Origin of the sequence: Flavobacterium sp. LAR06 (assembly GCF_041946075.1) — a bacterium.
Lineage (GTDB): Bacteria > Bacteroidota > Bacteroidia > Flavobacteriales > Flavobacteriaceae > Flavobacterium.
Map to the genome: position 1 here is coordinate 282,749 of NZ_JAUTYT010000005.1, position 26,571 is coordinate 309,319.

The following is a 26,571-nucleotide window of genomic DNA, read 5'->3' on the forward strand; positions in this document are numbered from 1 at the left end:
AATATTCATCATATAATTCAGAAATCATGAAATTAAGTTATCTGTTTATCATAAGTTTAGTTGCTGTTTTTAATGTAAACGCACAACAATATCGCTTTAAAGATCCGTCTTTAAGTTCAAAAGAACGTGCAGAAGATTTAATTTCAAGGTTAACCCTTGAGGAAAAGGCAGCGTTGATGTGTGATCAGAGTGATGCCATTCCAAGACTTGGAATTAAAAAATTTAATTGGTGGAGTGAAGCGCTGCACGGTTACGCCAATAACGATAATGTTACCGTTTTTCCAGAACCGATAGGTATGGCGGCCTCTTTTGACGATCAGTTCGTGTATACTGTTTTTAATGCGGTTTCTGATGAAGCTCGTGCCAAATACAATCAATGGATTCAGAATGGGAATGAAAACAAACGTTTTTTGAGTCTTTCAGTCTGGACACCAAATGTTAATATTTTTAGAGATCCGCGTTGGGGCAGAGGGCAGGAAACTTATGGAGAAGATCCTTATCTTACTTCACGAATGGGAATTTCAGTTGTTAAAGGCCTTCAAGGTCCGGCAGATGCTAAATACCGCAAACTTTTAGCCTGTGCCAAACATTTTGCTGTTCATTCCGGCCCGGAATGGAGCAGACACGAATTAAATTTAAATAATGTAGATCCGCGTGAACTTTACGAAACTTATTTACCGGCCTTTAAAGCATTGGTACAAGATGCTGATGTACGTCAGGTAATGTGTGCTTATCAGCGTTTGGATGATGAACCTTGCTGCAGTAATACGCGTTTATTGCAGCGTATTTTGCGTGACGAATGGGGTTTTAAATACCTTGTAGTTTCAGATTGCGGAGCTGTTACTGATTTTTATACCACACATAAAGTTTCTTCAGATGCAACGCATGCAGCATCAAAAGCGGTTCTCGCCGGAACTGATGTTGAATGTGTCTGGGAAAAATATCCATTTAAAAATTTACCGGAAGCAGTCGAGAAAGACTTAATAAAAGAAGCTGATATTAATAAAAATCTGCTTCGTGTTTTAATTGGCCGTTTTGATTTAGGCGAAATGGATGATGACTCAATTGTGCCTTGGGCTCAAATTCCGGCATCTGTCCTTAATAGTAAAGAACATCAACAGTTAGCTCTTGAAATGGCTCAAAAGTCAATGACACTTTTGCAAAATAAAAATAACATACTTCCTTTAAATAAAACAAACAAGGTTGCAGTTATAGGTCCAAATGCTGAAAATGAACCAATGTTATGGGGAAACTATAATGGAACTCCAGTCAAAACAATTACTATCAAAAGCGGAATAGAATCAAAAGTTCCGACGGATAGAATCGTATATGATAAAGCCTGTGATTTAGTGGAAGACAAAGTAAATCAAACCTATTTTGACCAGCTTTCATTTGAAGGCAAAAAAGGAATCAAAGCCATTTATTGGAACAATCCAGACAGAGCAGGGAATAGTGTAGCAACGCAGCAAATTGTAAATCCGATTAAAATGACGACTGCCGGCCAGCACGAATTTGCTTCCGGAGTTAAATTAGAAGGATTTTCAGCTCAATATGAAGCAGAATTTGTGGCAAAAGAAAATGACAGTCTTGTTTTTAAAACAGGTGCTACCGGAGCTTTTGAATTATTAGTTAATGGTAAATCCTTATCAAAATATACCAACTGGCGCACGCTTCCGGGCAAAATTAAATTTGCAGTTGAAGCAGGCAAAAAATATAAAATCGAAATTTTGTATGCGCAGTCCAACAACTGGCAGGCGAATCTTGAATTCGATTTCGGAAAAGAACATGATATTGATTTCGCAGGACTAATTCAAAAACTAAAAGGAATTGATACGGTAATTTTTGTTGGCGGACTTTCAACTTTGCTTGAAGGCGAAGAAATGCCAGTTTCTTATCCTGGTTTTAAAGGTGGTGACAGAACGAATATTGAACTTCCTGCGGTTCAAAGAAAATGTTTACAGGAATTAAAAGCTGCTGGTAAAAAAGTGGTTTTTGTAAACTGTTCCGGTTCTGCAATTGCCTTAACGCCAGAAACAACCAGCTGCGATGCCATTTTGCAAGCATGGTATCCGGGAGAATCTGGAGGTCAGGCTGTTGCCGATGTTCTTTTCGGAGACTATAATCCTTCGGGTAAACTGCCAGTTTCATTTTATAAAAATTCAGATAAACTAGCTGACTTTGAAGATTATTCAATGAAAGGCCGTACTTACAGATATACTACGGATGTTTTGTTTCCCTTTGGTTTTGGTTTAAGTTATTCCAAATTCCAAATTGGTAAAGCAAATTTGGCAAGAACAAACATAAGAACAACTGAAAGTACACAGTTAAATTTTTCGATAAAAAATACAAGTAAACGGGACGGAACAGAGATTGTTCAGGTTTATGTTCGAAAAGTAAACGATACAGACGGTCCTTTAAAAACACTGAAAGCTTTTAAACGAATCGATTTAAAAGCAGGCCAAAATCAAAAAGTGACAATCGATTTACCAGCCACTTCATTTGAATTTTATGATTCAAAGACAAGGGGAATGAATGTAACTTCAGGTGAATATGAAGTTTATTATGGTATAAGTTCAACTGCTAACGATTTAAAAGTTATTAAAGTTTTAATTCAATAAATTAGCTATTCTGTTACAAAAAAAAATAATTAATATAAAGTACGTTATGAGTTTTAAGTATGTTTTATGTTTATGTCTGATAAGTTTTTTTAAACTAAGTGCACAATCTGTCGTAAAAAGTCCTGACGGAAAACTTAAAGTTTCTCTTGTGGTTTCTAACGGAATGCCTTTTTATAGTATTACATACAATGAAAAAACCTTTGTTGAAAATTCTCCGCTTGGGTTAAAAACCAGTGTGGGTGATTTTACAGCAGGATTAGTTTTAAAAGCAGATGTAAATCAAAATAAAACCGATGAAACTTATGAGCTGCCTAATATAAAACAGCGCGCTGTACATTATGAAGCTAATGAAGCTGTGTTTTCTTTCAGTAAAGAAAATAAACCTGCAATTGATGTGATATTCAGAGTAAGCAATAACAATGTAGCTTTTAAATATAAAATATATCCGCAAAAGGAAGTACTGGCCTGTGTAGTGCAGGAAGAAGCTTCCGGTTTTATGCTGCCTGAAGGAACTACAACATTTCTTTGTCCGCAAAGTAAACCCATGACCGGGTATGCCAGAAGTGCTCCCAGTTATGAAACTTCGTATACATTAGACGCCGCAATGGGCCAAAATGGCATAGGTGAAGGCTTTACGTTTCCCTGTCTTTTTAAAATAAAAAATAATGGCTGGGTTTTAATCTCTGAGACAGGGGTTGATAGCGGTTATTGTGGCAGCCGATTAATTGGACATGAAAAAGGATTGTATACGATTGGATTTCCAATGACGGGAGAAAATAACAGTAACGGAACCACAACGCCGGGACTGTCACTTATTGGCGAAACTCCCTGGAGAACAATCACTATTGGAGAAACGCTTGCCCCGATTGTAGAAACTACGATTCCTTTTGATTTGGTTAAGCCAAAATATAAAGCCTCGAAAGAATATAAATATACCAAAGGTTCCTGGAGCTGGATTATTAAAATGGATGGGAATACTACTTTTCCGGTACAAAAACAATACATCGATTTTAGTGCTGCAATGGGATATGAAACCATCTTAATTGATGCTCTTTGGGATATTCAGATAGGAAAAGATAAAATTGCTGAACTGGCAGAATATGGCGTAGGAAAAGGGGTTGGACTGTATTTGTGGTACAACTCGAATGGCTATTGGAATGATGCCCCTCAAAGTCCCAGAGGTATAATGGATAATTCGGCAATTCGTCGTCAGGAAATGGCCTGGATGAAAAGAATTGGCATAAAAGGAATTAAAGTAGATTTTTTTGGCGGAGACAAACAAGTCACCATGAAATTATATGAAGACATACTAACAGATGCCAATGATTTTGGCTTGATGGTTGTTTTTCACGGTTGTACCTTACCAAGAGGGTGGGAGCGTATGTATCCAAATTATGCAGCCAGCGAGGCAGTATTAGCGAGCGAGAATCTGCATTTTGGACAAGCTAGTTGTGACAATGAAGCCACAAATGCAGCTACTCATACTTTTATAAGAAATACGGTTGGTAGTATGGATTTTGGCGGAAGTACCTTAAATGAATTTTACAATAGTGACAATATTCCAAACAAAGGCTCAAAACGAAGAACTTCAGATGTATTTGCTTTAGCTACAGCGGTTCTTTTCCAGAGCGGCGTACAGCATTTTGCATTGGCACCAAACAATTTAACCGATGCTCCGGCCTGGGCTATCGATTTTATGAAAGAAGTTCCGACAATCTGGGATGAAGTTCGTTTTTTAGATGGATATCCGGGTAAATATGTAGTTTTTGCACGTCGAAAAGGAACGAAGTGGTATATAGCAGGTATTAATGCTCAAAAGGAAATGCAGAAAATTAAACTAAAACTGCCAATGATGACTTCCGGTACAACAGTAAATTACTATTTTGATGATGAAGATTTAAATGGAAAAGTAAAAACAGTAACGCTTTAGAGGAATAGTGAAGTCGAAATAAAAATTGCCTGTAATGGAGGAGTACTGTTAGTAAATTAATAAGCAAATTTTTATCCGAATTGAAAAAAAATATTGCAGCAAACAGAAACGGAAAGCAGGAATTTTAAATTTTATTCGTCTTAAATTTTGAGAGTTTTCCATAAAATTTTAAGCAAAAAAAAACATAATATATTTAATTGAGAAACAAATAATTGATTTTCGATAAAATAGTATATATTTAATTCAAATTACTAATCATTTTATAATGTCCAAAGAAAATTGTTTTAGAGTCATTTTATTTTTTCTGATAAATAACTTGTTTTCTCAAAATACTTTTGAAAACTATCAATTTCGTTTAGTAAATAAAGAGTCCTCGAAAAGTGGTATTTATACCATTGCACAAGATCAATTTGGGATCATGTGGATGGGAACAAATGGTGCTGGCCTCTATAAATTCGATGGAGTAAATTATGTTTCATACGAGCAAAACTCCAATGTTACAAATTCTATTAATAGCAACTTGATTTATGTAACTTATGTCGATGTTCGCAACCGGTTGTGGGTTGGAACTGATGAAGGATTATGTCTTTATAATCGTGATTTAAATAGTTTTGAAAGTATTGATATTCAAAAAAAAGTCAAAAAAGAAACTGTTATTTCGGTTAAGAGTATTATTGAAGACAATAATGGCAATCTTTTTTTAGGAACCTTTAACGGAGGTTTACTGAAATTAAATGGCAAGACAAGAGAAATAACTTCGGTAAAACTGGATGTTCCTAACCCGGCCAATTATCTTATTAATAGTCTTGTAAAAGATAAAAACGGAACGATTTATCTGGGAACCAATTTTGGTTTAAAAGTACTAGATCAGGTAAAAAATGAGGTTAAAAAAGTAACTGCCATAAACGATAATCAAATCTTGTCAGGAAATATTGTGTCTATGTTTAGGGATAACAGACAAAATATCTGGATTGGAAATGGTTACAAAGGACTTGTCAGAGTAAATCTAAATTCTAAAGAAGCCATTTCTTATCCTATTACTAAAAAAAGGATTATGTCAATATTGGCAACAGATTCTAAAACAATTCTTTGTGCAACAGAAAATGACGGGCTTATTATTGTAAACGATCAGGGTGAGGTTCAAAAAAAATATGTAAACAGCAAATTTAATATGCGCAGTCTAAGTTCGAATTCCGTTTGGTCTTTATTTCTGGACAATGAGCGTCGAATTTGGCTGGGTTATTACAACAAAGGATTAGGTGTATTTGATAAAATAAACAGTAAGGTAAATATCATCGAAAGTTTACCTGGAAATTCTCAGTCCTTACAAACCAATTGCGTTACGGGTATTGCCAAAGATCAGGAAGGGCAATTATGGATTTCTATGGAAGGAGGGGGAGTCGACGTGTACAATCCAGTTAATAAAACCTTTAAACATATTACTAAGTCGGATAATAATTTTTATTCCGGATTAACAAATGATAATATCACAAAAGTATATTTAGATAAAAAGCAAAATATTTGGTTATCCAGCTGGAACGAAGGGGTTTTTCTCTTAAAAAAAGGAAGCAGAAACTTTATTAATTACAATACAAAGAATACGAATCTGACCTCAGATAATATTATGAGTATTACTGAAGATTCAAGAGGTGTAATCTGGATAGGAACTTTTGCAAAAGGTTTACATTATTATACTCCTGCAGACGGGAAATTTCATCATTGTAATTCAAAACCCTTTAATACTATAATGAATTTAGACATTCGAAATGTGATGGTAGATTCAGATGATGCCATTTGGGTAGGTTCAACAACTGGTTTGTACAAGGTTTCCACAAAAGATTTCATTACTTTTTCTGTAGTATCTTTTCGCGATAAAATGTCTGAAAAGCTCAAAAATCATAAGAGTACACATACGATCAATACTTTGTATGAAACTAAAAATAAAGAAATCTGGATTGGTACTGACGGTGCAGGTTTATTTAGCTACAATAAAAAAACAGATAGTCTAAAATGGTATATAAATTTTAGAGGGCTTCATGAAAAATCAATTTCATCTATTGTAGAATCTAATGATGGCGGTATTTGGTTAAGTGGAAAAAAAGGAATTACAAGACTGGATTTAAAAAACAAAACCACCTTTAATTATTCTATATATGACGGTTTATTAGGGAATGACTTTAATAACAATTCGGTACTGAAAGATGAAAACGGAGTATTGTATTTTGGAAGTTATGAAGGTCTGAATTACTTTAATCCTACGAATTTGGTTAAAAGTAAAAAACAGCTTCCAATCTATTTTACAGATCTAAAACTTTATAATAGATCTGTCGGACCGCTAGAAAAAAACTCGCCATTAGTAAAAGTAATATCCCAAACAAAAAAAATAATTCTGCGACATGATCAGTCTGTTTTCACGATAGATTTTATTGCCGTTAATTATTCTTTCCCTGCCACAAATGAATTTGCATATTATTTAGAAGGTTTTGAGGATTCGTGGAATTATGTTGGAAACAAACGTTCAGCAACTTATACGAACTTGGCACCAGGCAATTACGTTTTTAAAGTGAAAGCGGCGGAGAAAAATGGAGTTTGGAGCCAAAAACCTTTGGAATTACAGATTGAAATTTTACCGCCTTGGTGGAAGACTTCTTTTGCCTATTTATTTTATACGCTATTGCTGTTAGCAGCCATATATTTTGCCAATCAATATTATCAGAATCGTTTTAAACAAAAGCAAATGATAGAATTTGAAAAGACAAAAGCGGTTCAGATTGAAAAATTAAACAATAAAAAATTACAATTTTTTACCAATATTTCACATGAGTTTCGAACACCGTTGACACTGATTTTAAATCCCCTAGGTGATATCTTGAGAAATTACAGCTCAGATTTACCAGAGGCTGTATTGAAAAAGCTGCAGACCATTCAAAAAAGTTCTGACAGACTTTCAAGATTAATCAACGAGTTGATGGATTTTAACCAATTGCAGTTTAATAAAATGACATTGCAATTACAACAAATTGAAGTAGTCAGTTTTACAAGGGAAATCGTTAGCTATTTCGACGAAGAAGCATTAAGTCGTGGAATTCAGCTGGAATTTGAATCTAATAAAACAACCTTAAAGGATTGGATAGATCCAAAAATGTTCGAAAAAATTATTTTTAATGTTATCTCAAATGCTTTCAAGGTGACGCCCGATAATGGCAGAATAACGGTTAAAATAGTAGTTAAAAACGATGTAATTCATTTTCCTCTGATAGACTCAGCTGCTGCTTATCCTTCATTTGAGATTATTGTTGAAGACACAGGTTCTGGATTAGATAAAAAAGATATAAAGAGAATTTTTGATCGTTTCTATCAGGTAAATAATTTAAATAAAGCCTACTACGGAAGTACCGGAATAGGATTGGAGGTAGTTCGTGGTTTTGTAGAATTACATAAAGGAATCATTGAAGTAGAAAGCGAATTGGGCGTTGGTACAACTTTTAAGTTATTATTTCCCATTGGAAAGGAGTTCTTCAATGAGAATGAAATACTACTTGAGGAGTATAAAAAGGAGAAAAAAGTGAGTTTCACGCCAATTGCGGAAAAAGAAGAAACTCAATCCGGGAATGTAGAAGAAAAACAAGATCGAATTTACACTATTCTGATTGTTGAAGACAATGTAGAGCTGCGAAATTATTTAAAAAATGAACTCAAAAAAGAATATAAAGTTTTAGTTGCAGAGAATGGTCAGGTTGGTTTAGAATTAGCTTTTCAGAAATTACCGGACCTAATTTTAACAGATGTAATTATGCCTGTTATGAATGGTTTGGAATTATGTAAAAACATTAAAGCCGATTTGAAAACCAGCCATATTCCGTTAATGATGCTGTCTGCAAAGGCATTAGTTAAAGATAGATTAGAAGGAATTGATTCGGGTGCAGATATGTACTTGAGCAAACCCTTTGATATGGATATTTTAAGATCCAGCCTGGTACAATTGATAAACAGCAGGCAGATTATGTTTAATAAATTCTATAACGGAATTACACCAAAAGCCAAAGAGAAAACCACCACTTTAGATAATGATTTTATAAAAAATGTATTGAGTTACATTAACGAAAACATTAGCGAATTGGAGCTAAGCGTTGAAGATTTGGCTTCGAACGTATATTTGAGCAGAAGTCAATTGTATCGAAAAATTAAAACATTAACAGGCGTATCCGTAAATGAGTTTATTCGAAATGTACGCTTAGAAAAAGCGCAGGAATTAATAGAATTAGGCAATGACAATATGACTGAAATTAGTTATAAGGTTGGCTTTAGTTCTCCGTCGTATTTTACAAAATGTTATAAAGATAAATATGGTTATTTGCCTACTCATAACAAAAAATAAAACATTTTTTAATTTACCCTAAGACGGCTTTTATGCCGTCTTTTTTGTTTCTGCTAGTAGCATAAATGAAAAAATATTATAGCTGAATAAGCTTTTAAATTATCGAATAATAATAAGTGAGATACTATTTCTTTTTTATGGAAATTATTAAATAAATATAAATTGTCTTCTAATTTCTTAATACCTAAAAAATCATGCTTCAATATTATTAAAATCAAAATTTTATTTTGTTTAGTAAATTAATGCAAAATACTGATTTTGCTCGTTTTTTTAACTATCGTGCTACAAATTTGATAGTTTTTGCATCATATTTAGTATGTGAAATTTATGTTAACGTTCTATTTTTGAATTAACTAATATCAAATAACCATGAAGCCTTTATTAACAATTTTAAACCAATTTAAAACATGAAATGAAACCAACATTTGTGTATTAAGCAGCTCTTTTTTCCACAATCAAAATTTAGGTCCACTACTTTATGATTAGAAAAGTAGAAAATTATTAGAAGATCCTATTTCTAATTTTCGAAATTTTGAAAGGGTAATAAATAATTTAAAAGCTAGATTATTTCAATACATAAATAGCAAAAAAACTTTACAACCAACAATTATTTAAACTAAACAAAAAACCAAGTAATATGATGTTAAAATTAAAATTTGCAATAATCGCATTGCTAATGATAAGCTATCAGAATGTGATGGCACAATCAAAGACCATACAGGGTGTGGTTGTGGATCCCTCAGGAGTTCCTTTGCCTGGAGCCAGTATTAATGTGGAAGGCTCAAAAAATAGCGCATCAACAGATTTTGATGGTAAATACATTTTAAAAGACGTTAATTCGAACGATAGAATTACATTTTCATTTGTTGGATTAGTTACTAAAACTATTACTGTAGGAACCAGTACTACAATTAATGTAACATTAGCAGAATCAACACAAACCTTACAGGAAGTTGTAGTAGCTTACGGTACTCAAAAAAGAACAAAAGTTACCGGAGCAATTTCGACAGTAACCTCAAAAGACATTACGGCAGTACCTATTACTAATGCAGAGTCAGCATTGCAGGGTAGAGCGGCAGGTGTTACCGTTGTTAATGGTTCACCGGGTTCTAATCCGACAGTTAATATTCGTGGTTTGGGTACAATGAATAATACTAACCCCTTATATGTAGTAGATGGTGTTTTGGTAGGTAATTTATCAGGACTAAATCCAGGCGATATTGAATCCATGTCAGTTTTAAAAGATGCTTCAACAACGGCTTTATATGGTTCGAGAGCTTTTAACGGGGTAATTATGGTAACGACCAAAAAAGGAAAAAAGGGCCCTGGTCAATTAAATTTTAGTACTTACGCTGGTTTTCAAACCGTGACAAAAAGATTTGATGTTATGAATACACAACAATATCTTAAGTATGCTAAGGATTTAGGAAGTGACTTAACAGCAAGAGCAGCGGAATTTGGTAATATCAATACCAATTGGCAGGATCAGGTTTTTCAGGATGGTTTAATGCAGGATTATAATCTGAGCTTCTCAAACGGAACTGAGAGTTCTTCAAGTCGTTATTCTGCAGGATATTTAAAACAGGAAGGTGCACTTATAGGTACTGGTTTTGAGCGTTATTCTTTCAGAGCCAATAATACACAAAATATAGGTAAGTTAACTATTGGAAGTAATATTGGAGTGTCTTTTAGTACTACTAACCCGGAGCGTGCCTCAGGAGGTAGAGCCCTATTGGAACATGCTATCAAAATGGCGCCTTACTTACCGATCTACAATTCAGCTAATAATGGTGGATATCAGGGACCTACTTCTGCTTTAGACGGGCAGGATGCTGAAAACCCGGTACGTATAGCAAATTTAGGATATCAGGAAGTTAAAGGATTATCTATTATAGGAAACATTTATGGCGAATTAGAAATTTATAAAGGTTTAAAATTCAAGTCACAGGTTTCCTTAGATTATTACACAACTGAAGATCATACCTTTATTCCAAGCTATGCTGATGGTGGGGCTCATCAACAGGCTTATGCTTCGATTGCAGAAACAAATACTCAGGGGCAAAGCATTGTTTTTGATAATAGTTTATCCTACAAAACAACTTTTGCAGAAAAACATAATCTTGAGGTATTAGGAGTTATAACTAAAATTGAAAATAAATTTCAGAATATAGTAGCGGGAAGCCGTAACTCGATTACAGACGAAATAGATCAGTTAAGTAATAACCTTTCTAATTTGGCGTCTACTAGTTCAGAAACTAATAATTTAGGTTATATCGCCCGTATCAATTATGATTATGATGATAAATACATATTTGCTGTTTCAGGTCGTAGAGATGGTGGTTCTCGTTTTGGAAATAACTTCCGTTACGGTAATTATTATTCTATTGCTTTAGGATGGAATATTGCAAAAGAAAGTTTTATGGCAGATTCTGTTTTTAGTACATTAAAACTTAGAGGTAGTATAGGAACAACAGGTAATGATTCCTTAGACAATTACCAATACAGCCCTACTTTGTCGTCCAATTATATATACCCTATTGACGGTGAACCAGAAATTGGTGTTACTCCGGGAGGTGCGGCTAATCCAAATTTGAGATGGGAATCTAAAAAAGACAGAAACATAGGTTTGGATTTTGGATTATTTGATGAAGCATTCACTGGTTCTGTGGAGTATTTTAACAACATAAGCAGTGATATTCTTTTTAGAGTACCACTTCCGGCATCTGTAGGTGTTCCTGGTGGAACTCAATTTCAAAACGTTGCCGATATGAAGACACACGGGTTTGAAGCATCTTTGGGCTACAACGACAGAAAAGGAGATTTTACCTGGTCTGCAACAGCCACTTTAGGTACGAGTAAAAATGAAGTAACTGGTTTAGCTCCAGGTGTAACCAGTGTTGTAAGCGGACCATCAGGAAGATCTGGTATAGAAAATTTCTCAAGATTAGAAGTAGGCCAGCCAGTATTTTACTTTTGGGGGTATGAAACCAACGGAATCTATCAAAATCAGGCAGAGGTAAATGCTGCTCTTCTTCCGGGTCAGACCACTTTTCAGCCAGGTGATATCCGATTTGTGGATCGCAATGGAGATAAAGTAATCAACTCAGAGGATAAAACAAATATCGGAAATCCATATCCTGATTTTACATATGGTTTAAACCTTACCGCAGCTTATAAAAAATTCGATTTTACTGCTTTTATAACAGGAGTATCAGGAAATGAAATTTTTAATGCAAATAAATTCGATTTAGAAGCGATGCCACGTTTGTTCAACGCTAGTACCGATGTTTTAGACCGATCTATTGTTGTAAACGGAGAGGTTACCAATCCTTCGGCAACATTGCCACGAGCTCAGGGTGCGAGTCAAAATTATGCAAATGCGAGTCAGCGTTATGTTGAAGATGGTTCTTTTACAAGGTTGAAAAATGTTACTATCGGGTATACGTTTTCAGATGATTCATTCGCTAAGTATTTTCAACGTTTAAGATTCTACGTAAGTGGTCAAAATCTTATTACTATTACTGATTACTCTGGGTTAGATCCTGAAATTGCACGTGTAGACACTACTTTAGGTTCTGCAGGAATTGATGTCGGAAGATATCCACAACCAAAATCAGTAATATTTGGCCTTGAAGTTACATTTTAATACAAAAAGACGATGAAAAAAATAAAATATATAGTGGTAGTATTGTTAGGGATTTTTGCAATAAATTCATGTAACGATAGTGATTTAGAATTAACTAATCCAAATCAATTGTCCCCTGAGACTTACTTTAAAAATGAAGTTCAGGTACAATCTGCGGTAAATGCTGCTTATGCTAACCTGCAGACAAGAGGGCTTTATGCAAGGCATATTTTCTTTGCCTTAGACAATATGTCACAGGAAAACAAAGGAAATCCACAATTAGAAGGAAATAAAGTACCTTTTTTAAATTTTTCTTTTGATGCCAGCAGTGATATAATCCAGTTTTACTGGGAAACCTGTTATTTAGGAATAGCAAAAGCAAATTTTGTACTGGATAATGCTGATAAAATTAATGCTTTATCAAATTCAGCACTGAGCCAGGAAAGAAAGAATAAATTTTTAGCAGAAGCGCATTTTCTAAGAGCGTATTACTATTTTCTTTTAGTACCTCGTTTTGGTGATTTGCCAATTTATACTAGTAGTACTACCGTAGTTGGTGCTGCAAGAAGCCCTAAAGCGGATGTATATAAATTGATTGAAGCTGATTTTGATTTTGCTTCTAAAAACCTTTTAAGCAAAAGTACTGAACAAAAAGGAAGAGCTACAAAAGAAGCAGCATATGCTTATTTGGGAAAGGCGTTATTGTATCAAAAAAAGTATGATGAAGCGTTAGCTGCTTTTAAGAATGTTACAGGATTTACCTTAGAGTCTAATTTCTATAATAACTTCATGGATGAAACCGAGCATGGTCCGGAATCCATTTTTGAAATTGAGTACGATGAAAATTTAGGAGTAGCAGACAAATGGGGTAGTGATACTACAGGAGAAGGTGTTGCTGAATCTACACTAAGAGGACAGGAATACGGTAACCTTGGCTGGTATAACGTGTATCCATCAGATGATATATTAGATGAGTACGAGCCTGGTGACAAACGTTTTGGAGATACTTTTTATGTTCCGGGATCAAAATACAATAATGGTGCTAATACTATGACAGCAGCTAATTTTTCATCATCTGCAGGTCCTAGAAGAGCAGGTTGGAAAAAATATCAAAACTACTACAAGCGTACAGATGAAAACCTGGATTCAAGTATCAACTTCAAAGTTATGCGCTACTCAGATGTATTGCTTATGATGGCAGAATGTGAAAGCATGCGAGCCGGTGGGGTACAGGCAACTGCTATTGGATACATTAATCAGGTTCGTCTTAGAGCAAATGTACCTTTACTGGCTACAACGCTTACAAAAGACCAGGTGTTTACAGCTCTTGTTCACGAACGTAAGGTAGAATTAGCTGGTGAGCAAGTTCGCTTTGATGATATTATAAGATGGGGTATTGCCAATACTGAATTGGCTGGAACTGGTTTCACGGCTGGTAAAAGTGAGTTATGGCCAATACCAAATAGAGAAACAACTTCAAATCCAAATATAAAACCAAGTGATAACAATCCTGGTTACTAAGTGGGTTAAGTTTGTTAGTTTGAGTTAGTTTAAGTTAGTATTTGACAAACAGCGCATTTAAATATGCGCTGTTTATCAATACGTTACACTTTTGTAAACACCAGATTATTTACTAAAGACTTTAGTTTTCAAAATTTAAATAAATTTTAAGGCAGGCCTCAGTTTTATTCAAATGAAAAGAATTGCTTCACTTTTTTTAATCGTAACGTTGTTTTACAATGTTTTAGGATTTTATATCATGTTTGCTGAACAAAAAGAGCAAGTGTGGGTGACTGCTATGGAGAAAACTAACAGTTCAAATTTTGAAATAATTGAAATTAAAATTACGCCTTATGCCTATGTTGTAGATTCTGGTATTGAAGATGCCAATGAAGATTTTGTAATCAACAATAAAACTTATCATGTCTTTAAGAAAAGAATTCAAAACAATGTTTTAAAATTATATTGCCTAAAGAGTTCTCATAATGAAGCTTTAAATAAAGATTTAAAAAAAATTGTCGATAGTCAGTTATTTGATGATAGTTCAAATAAAGAAAATCCAGGCAAAAAATTAATGAAATCCTTTATGCAGGATTACATTGCGGGAAACGCAATAATTTTTATAACTACTTCTATAAAATTAGTGTCCCCTGTTACTTTACATTCATACCCTCCACAACAAAATATTCTTTCGGGATATTTTACTGCCAATTATCCTCCTCCCGATATGGTATAGCATTTCCTTTGATGTCAAAATGTAAATAGCATTTGATTACCATTCTTAGAAGCTAATTATTTAGTTTCTGCTAAGGGTTAAATCTGCTTATTTACAATTTAGCATACAACGTCAATTAATCTCAATTGAAAAAAAGCTATCTAACAACCATATAAACCAACCAAAAATGAAAATTTATAGATTTTTGTTTAAAGTACTATTATGTAGTGCTTTAACTACAACCATATTTGCTCAGACTAAAGAGGATAAAACTAAAATTAAAGAACCCACTGGAGAAAATAATATGGCCTATAAATGGTCGCAAATCGCAGTTGTTGCCACTGGTAATGATACTGATAGATTTAAACCAAGACCAACAGTGACTTCCCGTTTTTTAGGATTAACATTTGTTGCTGTTTTTGATGCCTGGAGCCGTTATGATCAAAAAGCAATTCCTGTATATTTAAAAAATATAGAAAGAAGACCTAATAAAGAACAGACACTCAAAAATAAGGAGATTGCTATCAGTTATGCTGCCTATAATGCATTATGTGAATATTATTTTTCAGACAAAGATTTGTTTGTAGCTTTTATGGTTAAATTAGGTCTGGATCCTAATGATAAGTCACTCGACCCTAAAACGCCTGCAGGAATAGGTAATTTAGCAGCAAAAGCAGTAATTGAAGCAAGAAAACATGATGGATCAAATCAATATGGAGAAGAAAATGGTTCAAATGGAACTCCCTATTTTAACTATGTAAATTATAATCCGGTCAATTCGCCTGACGAAATGATTGATGTAGCTCATTGGCAGCCAAAATATTTTTCAGATGGAAAAGGCGGTAAGTTTGCACCAGGCTGCGCTACTCCATTTTGGAACAAAGTAAAGCCTGTAGGATTAAAATCAGGTGATCAATTTCGCCCTATACCCCCACCTGCATTGGATTCAGAACAACTTAAAAATGAAGTTAAAGAACTACTTGATTTACAATATAATCTTACCAATGAACAAAAAGCATTGGTAGAATTTATGCGTGATGGTCCAAAATCAGTACAACAGGCAGGACATTGGCTAAAATTTGCTCAGGATGTTTCCAGACGTGATAATCATACTTTAGATCAGGATGTAAAAATGTTTTTTTATAATCAGGTAACTGCTATGGATTGCTTTATAGCATGCTGGGATACAAAAATGTTTTATGACTTTGCCCGTCCTTATGCATTAGTACATTACTATTATAAAGATCAGACTATAAAAGCCTGGGGCGGACCAGGTTTTGGAAATATAGAAATGAAAGGTCAAGATTGGAGACCTTACTCGCCGGATATTTTTTTATGTCCCGCTTTTCCAGGTTATGTTTCCGGACACAGTACAATTAGTGGCGGTTGCGGTGAAGCATTAAAACTATGGACCGGAAGTGATACTTTTGGAGAATCTGCAATCTGTAATACGCCAGGATCAATGACAGAACCAAACAACATCGGAAAACCTGTTGTGCTTAAATTCCCAACCTTTACAGAAACAGCAAATATGGCAGGAATTTCCAGAGTAATGGGAGGCTATCATATCCAGGCAGATAATGTTGAAGGACTAAAGCTGGGCAGAAATGTGGCCCATGAAGTTTGGAAGTTTTATAATTTTCATATAGGAAACAAAAAGTTCGATAAATAATAGCAGGATTAACCCAATCTAAAATGTTTTAATTATGAAAATTAAACAGTTAATATTGCTATTTGTAACAGCTGCTTTAGCACAATCCTGTGATTATTTTTCTAATCCAAATGACAAAATGATTAAGATTTTGGAGGCCAGAAAAAAAATGTACGATGTGAAAGAAAATGCATTTGCTTCAAAAACGGAAGTGGCTTATTATGATTCTATAATCAAGAGTTCAGATGAAGGTTTTTTTAAATTAACGAACGAGTTAAATAAAGGAAATGCATTATTAAAGCTCGGAAAGGAAGCGGAGTCTGTAGCCACTATCGAAAGTGCCATTAACAGAATGAAGAAGCTGGATGGCAAAGACGATGTGAAATCACTACAAGCTTTAGGCATTGCATACATGAGACTCGGTGAAAAACAAAATTGTGTGAATTACCATAATCCGGAATCCTGTATTATGCCCATACAAAAAAATGGAATTCATGCGATACGTGAGGGTTCTCAAAAAGCAATTGCCGTTTATAAAAAGTTATTAGCGATAAACCCTAATGATTACGAATCAAGATGGCTGCTCAATGTAGCCTATATGACACTAGGCGAATATCCGTCAGAAGTTCCCAAACAATGGCTGATACCGAATCTGAATAAAGATTCAGGCTATAGTATAAAACCTTTTCTGGATGTTGCCGCAAACGCAGGTATAAAAGGAAGAAATATGTCGGGAGGTGTTATTGTGGATGATTTCAATAACGACAACTATTTAGATATTATGACTTCTGACTGGAGCCTGGATGGTGTGATGCATTATTATCAAAACGATCAAAAAGGAAAATATACCGATAATTCTAAAGTTTCAGAAATAGGCCGATTCAAAGGAGGGTTAAGTATGGTACAGGCAGATTATGACAATGATGGTGATACCGATATTTTTGTTTTGAGAGGTGCCTGGATGCGTAAATACGGAAGACAGCCGAATTCGCTTTTACGCAATAATGGCGATGGTACTTTTACTGATGTAACCATTAAAAGCGGATTGTACTCTGAATTTCCAACTCAGGCCGGAACCTGGAATGATTTTAATAACGATGGTTATCTGGATTTATTCATAGGCAACGAATCATCAGATGAATCTTATCCTTCAGAATTATATCTGAACAATCAGGATGGTACCTTTACGAATGTTGCCAAAGTCGCAAAATGTGATGTTGTTGCGTATATAAAAGGGGTAACAGCGGCAGACTACGATAATGATGGCGATATCGATTTGTTTCTTTCCGGAATGAATAAGAGAAAAATTTTATTAAAAAATACCGGACTCAAAAATGGGATTCCGCAATTTACAGACGTTACAGATCAGGCTGGATTGGCAGGCATTAATGTTATGACTTTTCCAACCTGGTTTTGGGATTACGATAACGATGGCTGGCAGGATATTTTTGTTTGTGGTTATCAATATAATGGGTCTATTGCGGGTGAAATTGCTATGGAAGCCTTGAATATTCCAAACGAAAGCAGTAAAATGTATTTGTATCATAATAATCATGACGGCACTTTTTCAGACGTTTCTAAAGAATCGGGACTAAGTAAAACCGTATTTGCAATGGGATCCAATTTTGGAGATATTGATAATGACGGTTTTCTTGATATGTACCTCGGAACAGGAAATCCGGATTATAAATCACTGGCACCTAATCGATTATTTAGAAATATGGGCAACGGAAAATTTGCTGATGTTACGGTTTCAGGACGTGTAGGAAACTTGCAAAAAGGGCATGCCGTGGCTATTAATGATCTTGATAATGACGGCGATTCCGATATTTTTATTGAAGTTGGTGGTGCTTATTTTGGAGATGCTTTTAGTAATTCCTTATACATGAACCCGGGTCAAAACAATAATCGCTGGATAAAATTACAATTAGAAGGTACAGAAAGCAATCGTTCTGCCATTGGAGCCAAAGTAAAAGTCACTTTCAAAGAAAACGGTGTTTCCAGATCGGTGTACAGAATCTTAAACTCAGGTGGTAGCTTTGGAGCGTCGGCTTTAAGAATGGAGATCGGGATTGGACAAGCGAAAATAATTGATCAGATCGAAATTACCTGGCCCAAAAACCAAAAGAAAGAAGTGTTTAAAAGCATAAAACCCAATCAATACATTAAAATTATTGAAGGGGAAAATAACTTCTCGAAAATAGACATTAAACGAACTATTTTTTCAACGGCCGGAGCACATTCTCCCGTTTGTATTTAAAAAAACATTACAATCATAAATATGAAAAATATAAAAATAAAAGTAACTTTTTTTAGCCTTCTGGGTTTATTAATACTTGTTAGCTGTTCTAAAGAATCAGACGAGAAGATCTTTACTACCTTAGATCGTTCTGACACTGGAATTGATTTTAGTAATAATCTGAAAGAAAATGATTCACTGAATTACTTTACTTACAATTATATTTATTTGGGTGGAGGAGTTGCCACCGGAGATATTAATAATGATGGACTGGTGGATATTTTCTTTACTGGAAATCAGGTATCCAATAAACTATATCTGAACAAAGGAAAATTAAAATTCGAAGATATTACCAAAAAAGCCGGCGTGGGTGGTGATTCTCGCTGGTACAGTGGCGTTGCGATGGCCGATGTAAACGGTGATGGTTTTTTGGATATTTATTGTAGCGTAGGAGGTAAATTCGGCCCTAAAAACAATGAATTATACATCAATAATGGCAATGGAACTTTCACGGAAAAAGCCAAAGAATACGGAATTGATGATATAGGAAACAGCGTTCAGGGAACCTTTTTTGATTACGATAAAGACGGTGATTTAGATTTATTTGTAGCCAATTATCCACCAACAAGATTCAATTCTGCCACAGGTGATTACGTTCAAATGATGCGTAATGTCAAAGACAATGAATCAGGACATTTATATCGAAACGACGGAAATCATTTTGCCAATGTCACCGAACAAGCCGGCGTAAAAAATTATGGATTATCATTAAGCGCTACGGTTGGTGACTTAAACAACGACAGCTGGCCGGATATCTATGTTTCTAACGATTTCAATTCACCTGATTTTATGTACATCAACAATCAGGACGGTACTTTTAAGGAAGTAGTAAAAGAGGCTATGGCGCATAATTCTTTTTACGGAATGGGTGTAGATATTTCTGATTTCAACAACGATGGAAATTTAGATGTTTTTCAGGTAGACATGGATGCAAAAGACAATCGTCGTAAAAAAGCCAATATGTCCAGTATGAATCCGAAACTTTTTTGGGATGTTGTCGATGCGGGTTTCAATTATCAATACATGCACAATTGCATGCAGCTGAATACAGGAGTTAATGAAAATGGTATTCCGCATTTTGGTAATGTATCACGTATTACAGGAACTTCATCTACCGATTGGAGCTGGGGACCTTTATTCGCCGATTTTGATAATGACGGAAATAAAGATTTGTTTGTAACAAATGGAACAAGAAGAGAAATTAATAACAATGATTTCTTTCATAGTTTAGAAGCGCTTAATCTACAGCCAAAAGATTTACTAAAGAAGTCACAAGAAATTCCTTCAGAGAAGATTGATAATTTTATGTTTCAAAACAAAGGGAATTTAAATTTTGAACAAGCCAATAAAAAATGGGGAATTGAATTCAAAGGTTTCTCAAATGGTGTAGCTTATGCCGATTTGGATAACGATGGTGATTTAGATTTGGTTGTCAATAATATCGACGATTATGCCTCTGTTTTTGAAAATTCAAGTTCTAAACTTAATAATTACATAAAAGTAAATTTTAAAGGAAATACTAAAAATACTTTTGGTTTAGGCAACCGTGTTTACATAAAAACGAAAAAAGGAACTCAGATGCAGGAACTTACTTTAACCAGAGGATTTCAATCATCTGTGGCTCCAGAATTGCATTTTGGTGTGGGTAAAGATAAAACGATCGATGAAGTTAAAGTAGTCTGGACAAACGGGAAAGTGCAAAAATTATCGAATGTTAAAGTGAATCAAACATTAAGCTTTAAAGAGCAGGATGCTAAAGAAGAAATAGCTGTGAAAACAGCACCTAGAACCCATTTGTTTGCCACTGAAAACACCGTTTTTCCGGCTTTCAAACACGAAGAAAATAAGTACGATGATTTTAAAGATCAGGTTTTATTGCCTCATAAAATGTCGACTTTTGGGCCTGCTATTGCAGTTGGAGATTTAAATAGAGATGGTTTGGATGATTATTTTATTGGAGGTTCTGCAACCTATTCAGGAAAAATATTTATGCAGACAAAGAATGGTTTTGTAGAAAAAAACAGTCAGGCACTTGAAGATGATAAAGCGAGTGAAGATACAGGAGCCTTAATTTTTGATGCTGATAATGATGGCGATAATGATTTGTATGTAGTGAGCGGTGGTTACGAATTCTTGGTTAACGACCCAAAATTACAAGACAGATTGTACATCAATAACGGGAAAGGTGATTTTACAAAAGCTCCAAAAGGAGTATTGCCAACGATGCTGACTAGTGGTTCAAAAGTGTACCCTATTGATTATGATAAAGATGGAAAACAAGATTTGTTAGTTTTAGGAAGACAGGTTCCGGGACAATACCCATCACCGGCAACTACTTATTTGTTGCATAACATAAGCACTGCAACTCAGCCAAAATTTGAAGTTTCTAAAAAAGCCCCTAAAGAATTTACCAATTTAGGAATGGCTACAAGTGCCGTAATAACCGATTTTAATAATGACAAATTAGCCGATATTATTGTGGTGGGCGAATGGATGCCTATCCGTATTTTTCAAAATACTGCCTCCGGATTCAAAGAGGTAACAAAAAACATGGGACTTAATGATGATACCACAGGTTGGTGGTGGAGCATTCAGCAAGGCGATTTTGATCATGATGGCGATATGGATTATATTGTAGGAAACAATGGTTTGAATTACAAATACAAAGCGACTCCTAGTGAAACCTTTGATATTTATGTAAAAGATTTCGACAACAACAAACACAAAGACATTGTGTTGAGTTACTACAATGATGGAAAACAATATCCGGTGCGTGGCCGTGGCTGTTCGTCTCAGCAAATTCCAAATATCAAGAAGAAATTCAAAGACTACGAGAGTTTTTCAGAAGCCACTTTGGTTGATGTTTACACAGAAAAATCACTGAAGGAAGCCCTGCATTATAAAGTAAAATCATTCGCCAGTATTTATTTAGAGAATAAAAATGGTAAGTTCATCATTCACGAACTACCCGTTGAAGCACAGCTTACCTGCATCAATCAAATAATGGTTGATGATTACGATAAAGACGGTAAACTAGATGTTTTAATAACCGGTAACATGTACAACTCCGAAGTTGAAACACCTCGAAACGATGCTGGTCATGGATTGTTTTTAAAAGGAGATGGTAAAGGGAAATTCAAATCAGTTGCAGCAACTGAAAGCGGATTTTTTACTCCGGGCGATGTTAAAAACATGGAAAAAATTAATGTAAAAGGGAAAACGTATCTCCTGGTCACTAAAAACAATTCGTTTTTACAAAGTGTGAGAATTAACTAAAGCCTTTCATAAAAAACATCTTACTGAAATGGTTGTTTCACAATACTTACAAGACCCAAAGTGGTCTTGTAAAGTATTGTTGTACACATTATTTAATGTTTTCAGCGAATTAGCTGTTTTTCTAAAATTTTATAATTCAATTCGTTTTTAGAAAATAAAATCAAACCAAAATCATGAAAAAAATAGCATCATTATTATACTTAGTAATATTGTTTTTAATCGCTTTTCAAACCCAAAAAATTAGTGCTCAGGGTTGTGTGGCTGTACGTCAAATGGGAGGCCTTTTTATGAATTCTGCCAGTTCCTACAATTTAAACAAAGGCGAATTTCAGGTAGGAACAAATTACCGTTATTTTCATTCCTGGAGACATTTTGTTGGTAAGGAAGAGCAATTAGAGCGTCAAACCACAGGGGGCGGACATGACGCAAATGGTGTAGAGCAGGGTAATGCCGTAAATATTTATTCGCATGCACTTGACTTTAATTTTTCGTACGGAATTACGAATAGAATCCAGATCAACGCCACATTACCTTATGTGCACAACGAACGTTCTCAGGTGCTAAGACAGGCAACGCCTGTAAAAGATACGCTTAGATACAGCGTTTATGCACAAGGTTTTGCAGACGCCCGAGTAAGTGTGAATTATTGGCTTTTTGATCCAAAAATGGCTCATAAAGGCAATTTAATGCTAGGATTGGGAGTAAAGCTAAATACCGGAAGCCATTCTAAAATGGATGACGCCCCACAAACCGACGGCACGACAAAAAGTGTAATAATGGATCAGGCCATTCAGCCGGGCGATGGCGGAATTGGAGTATCGGCAGAACTACAAGTATTCCGACAAATAACCAGTCGTCTTTACGGATTTGCAAACGGCTATTATTTATTCAACCCAAAAGAATCAAACGGCACTTTTAAATCACCACCAAAAGCAGGTCTTGAAGGCTACGAAATTTATGCTTGTCCCGACCAGTATTTTGCAAGGGCAGGATTGTCTGCAGCAATAGATAAAAAAGAAAATTTTAGTGTTTCACTTGCCGGAAGAATTGAAGGAATTCCGGCGTATGATGCTTTTGGAGGCCAGGTTGCTTATCGTCGTCCTGGTTATGTTATCGCAATCGAATATGGTTTTGCTTATCATATCGGAAAACATAATTTTAGTTTGTTTATCCCCTATAATATCGTAAAAAACCGTATTCAGAGTGCTGCTGATATTGCCAGTCAGAATTTGCAAAATTCAACTATCACGGATCCATCCAAATATGTGCACGTGCAGGGAGATGCCGCTTTCGCAGATTATTCTATCAATTTAGGTTACTCGTACCGATTTAGTTTAGGCAAAAAAATGAAGCTATTGATGCCTTAAGGAACTTCAGAGGGAAGCCCTTTTTAATTTAAAATCAATATTTAGAATATGTTTCGAGAAAAATATATAAAGTTAGTATGCTGTTTCTTCTTTTTGCTTAGCATCCAGATGCAGGCACAACAGCAAAATCTGAATGGGATAGTCGTAGATAGTAAAAATGGTTTGCCATTGAGCGGCGTAACCATTGAGTCAGAAAGGCAAGAAATTATCACTAATGAAAATGGCGAATTTCATATTCAGAATCAAAAATTGCCTGTTACATTGACCGTAAGTTTTATAGGATATAAGACGCACGAAATTGTGGTGAATACTTTTGACTCATTAAATATAAAACTAATCAGAGATTCTAATCAATTAGATGAAGTGCTGATTTCGAGTGGTTATTTATCTCAAAAAAAATCGGAGTTTTCCGGTTCTGTTGCTACGGTTTCAGCAAAACAACTACAAAATCGTCCTTCGACCAGTTTCGATCAGCTTTTAGGCGGTCAGGGAACAGGAATTGATGTAATACAATCTACAAGTGTTTTAAACAATACACCAGTTATCAGGGTTCGGGGTTTGAATACGATTACATCTGGGCTTTTCCCTTTAATTGTGGTAGATGGAGTGGCTGTTTTCACAGGTTCTTTGGGTGGATTTGTAGGTAACAATCCACTTTCAGGTATTAATCCTAATGATATTGCCACTGTCGATGTATTGAAAGATGCTTCGGCCGCAGCCATTTATGGCTCCAGAGCAGCAAATGGTGTTATGGTTATTACCACTAAAAAAGGAAAAAAAGGCAAAACAAGATTCAATTACAATACCTGGTTCAGCCGAAGCACACCTTATAATTTGCCTAAATTATTAAATGCAGAAGATTATACGATGATCAAAAACGAAGCTTTGGTCAATGCAGGTAAAGCACCGGGTTTTTTCTTATCCAAAAATCCTGACGGAAGTACAGTTGATACCAATTGGTACGATGTAGCGTATGAACCTGGGATTTCAAGCAATCAGAATCTTAATATTTCTGGAGGTAATGAAACGACTCAATACTATTTTTCTGTAGACTATACCAATCAAAATAGTTTTATTAAAAACAACACCTTTCAAAATTACATGACACGTTTAAACCTTAGTCATGAAGTTAACAGGTCCATTCGGGTCGGAATTAATCTCTCCTATAGCAGGGCCAAAAATGTAGGTCCGAATACAGGGGCGGTAGCAGGAAACACTTTATCATCCTCCACTTATAACACAGAATATATTACCAATGAACCTTTAGGAAGAATGACCTATGTGTTACCTCCGAATGTACCAGTTTACAATCCAGATGGTTCTTATAGTATTCAAAACGGAATAAGTGTAGGTTATGGCGCTAATATTCCATCGATTATCGGAACAATTAATGCCTACAATCTGGCCATGGTACAGGAACTTGATTTAACGACTTCGATCAGTAAATCGCTTTTGGGGAATATATATGGAGAGTTTGACATCACCAAAAAAATAATCTTTAGAACGAGTTATGGATTGAATACAATTGATCTTGAAAATAAATTGTTTTTAAATCCAATTCATGGAGGAGGAGCTGCATACAATGGTGTGGCAACAAACATAGCAACCGATTTATCTAGAACCGATTGGGCAAATACGCTTACCTACAAAGATTCTTTTAATGAAAACAACCATTTCACTTTCCTATTAGGTTACGAGCGTATTAAAACTACGCTCGATAGCTGGGGAGCTTCTCAAAGTAATGTCACTGATCCATATTATAAGAATTATCAGGGAAGTTATGCGAATATTTCGCCTATAGGTAATGAACTTTCTGAAAATGCTTTACTCTCTTATTTTTCGAACTTAAATTACAATTATAAAAACAAATATTTCCTGAGCTTAAATTATAGAATTGATGGTTTATCAGCTTTACCTGAGGGAAATAAATATGGTAGTTTTGGAGGAGGTTCTGTAAGCTGGAACCTGCTGGAAGAATCTTTTCTTAAAGATTCAAAAGTAAGAGGTTTTCTGGATAACTTAAGATTGAGAGCCAGTTACGGAATTGTCGGAAATAGCGAAATTGGAAATTATCCTGCTATCGGAACTTATAATTCATCTACTTATGGTGGTTCACCAACCTTAGGATATTCACAAACTGCCAATCCAAACTTGAAATGGGAAACCAGTTCAAAACTCGATTTAGGACTGAATTTTGCCATGCTGAACAATCGCATTTCAGTGGAGTTTGATTACTTCAATAATAAAATTAGAGATTTGATTCTGAAAACACCACAGTCTCTTTCAGCGGGAATTCCAAATAATTACATCAATGAAAATGTGGGGGGGATGTACAATACAGGTTATGAAATAGGTATTAATGCACTTGCTGTTACGAACCGAAATTTCAATTGGAACATAAGTCTGAACCTTTCTACTCTTGAAAACAAAGTGACTTCTTTATCAAGTGATGTATTTGTTCCGAGTGTTTTTGGAGTACAAAATATGACAAGAGTGGGCTATTCTATCGGGTCTGTTTTTGCGGTGCCAACAAAAGGTGTAAATCCGGATAACGGACAAATGGTTTTTATAAACAGTGCAGGCAAAGAAGTGCAATACAATCATATTGGTTCTCCAAAATGGACCTATCTCGATGGTACTGCAGCTCCGGCAATAGACAATTACAAAGATGGTGTGATACAAGGACCTTCCTTGCCAAAATTATTTGGAGGTTTGAACAACACTTTCAGCTACAAGAATTTTGTTTTGAATGTAAATCTGACTTTTGCTCAGGGAAATAAACTATATAACGGAACACGTGCAACCAATTCGGATCAGCGTTATTTCAACAATGGAGAATTTATAAAAAACAGATGGACGACTCCAGGTCAGGTTACTGATATTCAAAAATTATATTATGGTGATAATGTTTCGGCTGGTTTTTCATTCTCCAGTACTTCAAAAGTGGAAGACGGTTCCTATATAAAATTTAAAAATGTGTCTTTAGGATATAATGTACCAATGGAACTTTCTTTTCTAAAAAACACTTTTAGCTCTATTTATGTGTATTTACAAGGAAACAATTTTTACACTTTTACCAGATACAGAGGTTCTGATCCTGAAGTTTCGATCAATGGAAACTCTATTAATTCAGGAAAAGATCAAAATGTTCCGCCCAACGCCCAAGTATATACTTTGGGTTTAAATATTGGATTTTAAATTAAAATCAAAGA

General features: G+C 35.0%; 11 protein-coding genes. All 11 read left to right on the forward strand.

Features of this window, described 5'->3' with window-relative positions:
* The first annotated feature begins 26 nt into the window (after positions 1 to 26).
* The 11 genes from xyl3A (at position 27) to Q7C23_RS09585 (ending at position 26,557) form a co-directional block, all read left to right on the forward strand.
* Positions 27 to 2,618, forward strand: a complete 2,592-nt coding sequence (gene xyl3A, locus Q7C23_RS09535) for a xylan 1,4-beta-xylosidase (RefSeq protein ID WP_375032308.1) — start codon at positions 27 to 29, stop codon at positions 2,616 to 2,618.
* 46 nt (positions 2,619 to 2,664) lie between these two features.
* Positions 2,665 to 4,548, forward strand: a complete 1,884-nt coding sequence (locus tag Q7C23_RS09540; RefSeq protein WP_375032309.1) for a glycoside hydrolase family 97 catalytic domain-containing protein — start codon at positions 2,665 to 2,667, stop codon at positions 4,546 to 4,548.
* Between the two features lie 265 nt (positions 4,549 to 4,813).
* On the forward strand, positions 4,814 to 8,926 hold the full coding sequence (locus Q7C23_RS09545) for a two-component regulator propeller domain-containing protein (protein ID WP_375032310.1): 4,113 nt from the start codon (positions 4,814 to 4,816) through the stop codon (positions 8,924 to 8,926).
* Positions 8,927 to 9,563: 637 nt separating this feature from the next.
* Positions 9,564 to 12,572: a SusC/RagA family TonB-linked outer membrane protein gene (locus Q7C23_RS09550; protein WP_375032311.1), complete on the forward strand. Its 3,009-nt coding sequence runs from the start codon at positions 9,564 to 9,566 to the stop codon at positions 12,570 to 12,572.
* A gap of 12 nt (positions 12,573 to 12,584) precedes the next feature.
* Positions 12,585 to 14,072: a RagB/SusD family nutrient uptake outer membrane protein gene (locus Q7C23_RS09555; RefSeq protein WP_375032312.1), complete on the forward strand. Its 1,488-nt coding sequence runs from the start codon at positions 12,585 to 12,587 to the stop codon at positions 14,070 to 14,072.
* A 172-nt stretch (positions 14,073 to 14,244) separates the two neighbouring features.
* Positions 14,245 to 14,787 (forward strand): hypothetical protein, encoded by a 543-nt coding sequence (locus Q7C23_RS09560; RefSeq protein WP_375032313.1) that lies wholly within the window; start codon positions 14,245 to 14,247, stop codon positions 14,785 to 14,787.
* Positions 14,788 to 14,953: 166 nt separating this feature from the next.
* Positions 14,954 to 16,438: a vanadium-dependent haloperoxidase gene (locus tag Q7C23_RS09565; protein ID WP_375032314.1), complete on the forward strand. Its 1,485-nt coding sequence runs from the start codon at positions 14,954 to 14,956 to the stop codon at positions 16,436 to 16,438.
* Positions 16,439 to 16,472: 34 nt separating this feature from the next.
* Complete coding sequence (locus tag Q7C23_RS09570; protein WP_375032315.1) at positions 16,473 to 18,677, forward strand: FG-GAP-like repeat-containing protein; 2,205 nt, start codon at positions 16,473 to 16,475, stop codon at positions 18,675 to 18,677.
* 21 nt (positions 18,678 to 18,698) lie between these two features.
* Entirely contained in the window at positions 18,699 to 21,992 is a 3,294-nt protein-coding gene (locus Q7C23_RS09575) for a VCBS repeat-containing protein (protein WP_375032316.1), read from the forward strand.
* Positions 21,993 to 22,165: 173 nt separating this feature from the next.
* The gene (locus Q7C23_RS09580; protein WP_375032317.1) at positions 22,166 to 23,359 is read left to right on the forward strand and encodes a hypothetical protein; all 1,194 of its coding nucleotides are present in this window, start codon (positions 22,166 to 22,168) and stop codon (positions 23,357 to 23,359) included.
* A 48-nt stretch (positions 23,360 to 23,407) separates the two neighbouring features.
* Entirely contained in the window at positions 23,408 to 26,557 is a 3,150-nt protein-coding gene (locus tag Q7C23_RS09585; protein ID WP_375032318.1) for a SusC/RagA family TonB-linked outer membrane protein, read from the forward strand.
* The last annotated feature ends 14 nt before the right edge of the window (positions 26,558 to 26,571 follow it).

What these genes read in the sequence shown, in the direction of transcription:
- Q7C23_RS09550 (WP_375032311.1), top strand. Translation starts at nt 9,564, where the DNA reads ATGATGTTAAAATTAAAATTTGCAATAATCGCATTGCTAATGATAAGC.
- Q7C23_RS09585 (WP_375032318.1), top strand. Translation starts at nt 23,408, where the DNA reads ATGTTTCGAGAAAAATATATAAAGTTAGTATGCTGTTTCTTCTTTTTG.
- xyl3A (WP_375032308.1), top strand. Translation starts at nt 27, where the DNA reads ATGAAATTAAGTTATCTGTTTATCATAAGTTTAGTTGCTGTTTTTAAT.
- Q7C23_RS09545 (WP_375032310.1), top strand. Translation starts at nt 4,814, where the DNA reads ATGTCCAAAGAAAATTGTTTTAGAGTCATTTTATTTTTTCTGATAAAT.
- Q7C23_RS09570 (WP_375032315.1), top strand. Translation starts at nt 16,473, where the DNA reads ATGAAAATTAAACAGTTAATATTGCTATTTGTAACAGCTGCTTTAGCA.
- Q7C23_RS09575 (WP_375032316.1), top strand. Translation starts at nt 18,699, where the DNA reads ATGAAAAATATAAAAATAAAAGTAACTTTTTTTAGCCTTCTGGGTTTA.
- Q7C23_RS09580 (WP_375032317.1), top strand. Translation starts at nt 22,166, where the DNA reads ATGAAAAAAATAGCATCATTATTATACTTAGTAATATTGTTTTTAATC.
- Q7C23_RS09565 (WP_375032314.1), top strand. Translation starts at nt 14,954, where the DNA reads ATGAAAATTTATAGATTTTTGTTTAAAGTACTATTATGTAGTGCTTTA.
- Q7C23_RS09540 (WP_375032309.1), top strand. Translation starts at nt 2,665, where the DNA reads ATGAGTTTTAAGTATGTTTTATGTTTATGTCTGATAAGTTTTTTTAAA.
- Q7C23_RS09555 (WP_375032312.1), top strand. Translation starts at nt 12,585, where the DNA reads ATGAAAAAAATAAAATATATAGTGGTAGTATTGTTAGGGATTTTTGCA.
- Q7C23_RS09560 (WP_375032313.1), top strand. Translation starts at nt 14,245, where the DNA reads ATGAAAAGAATTGCTTCACTTTTTTTAATCGTAACGTTGTTTTACAAT.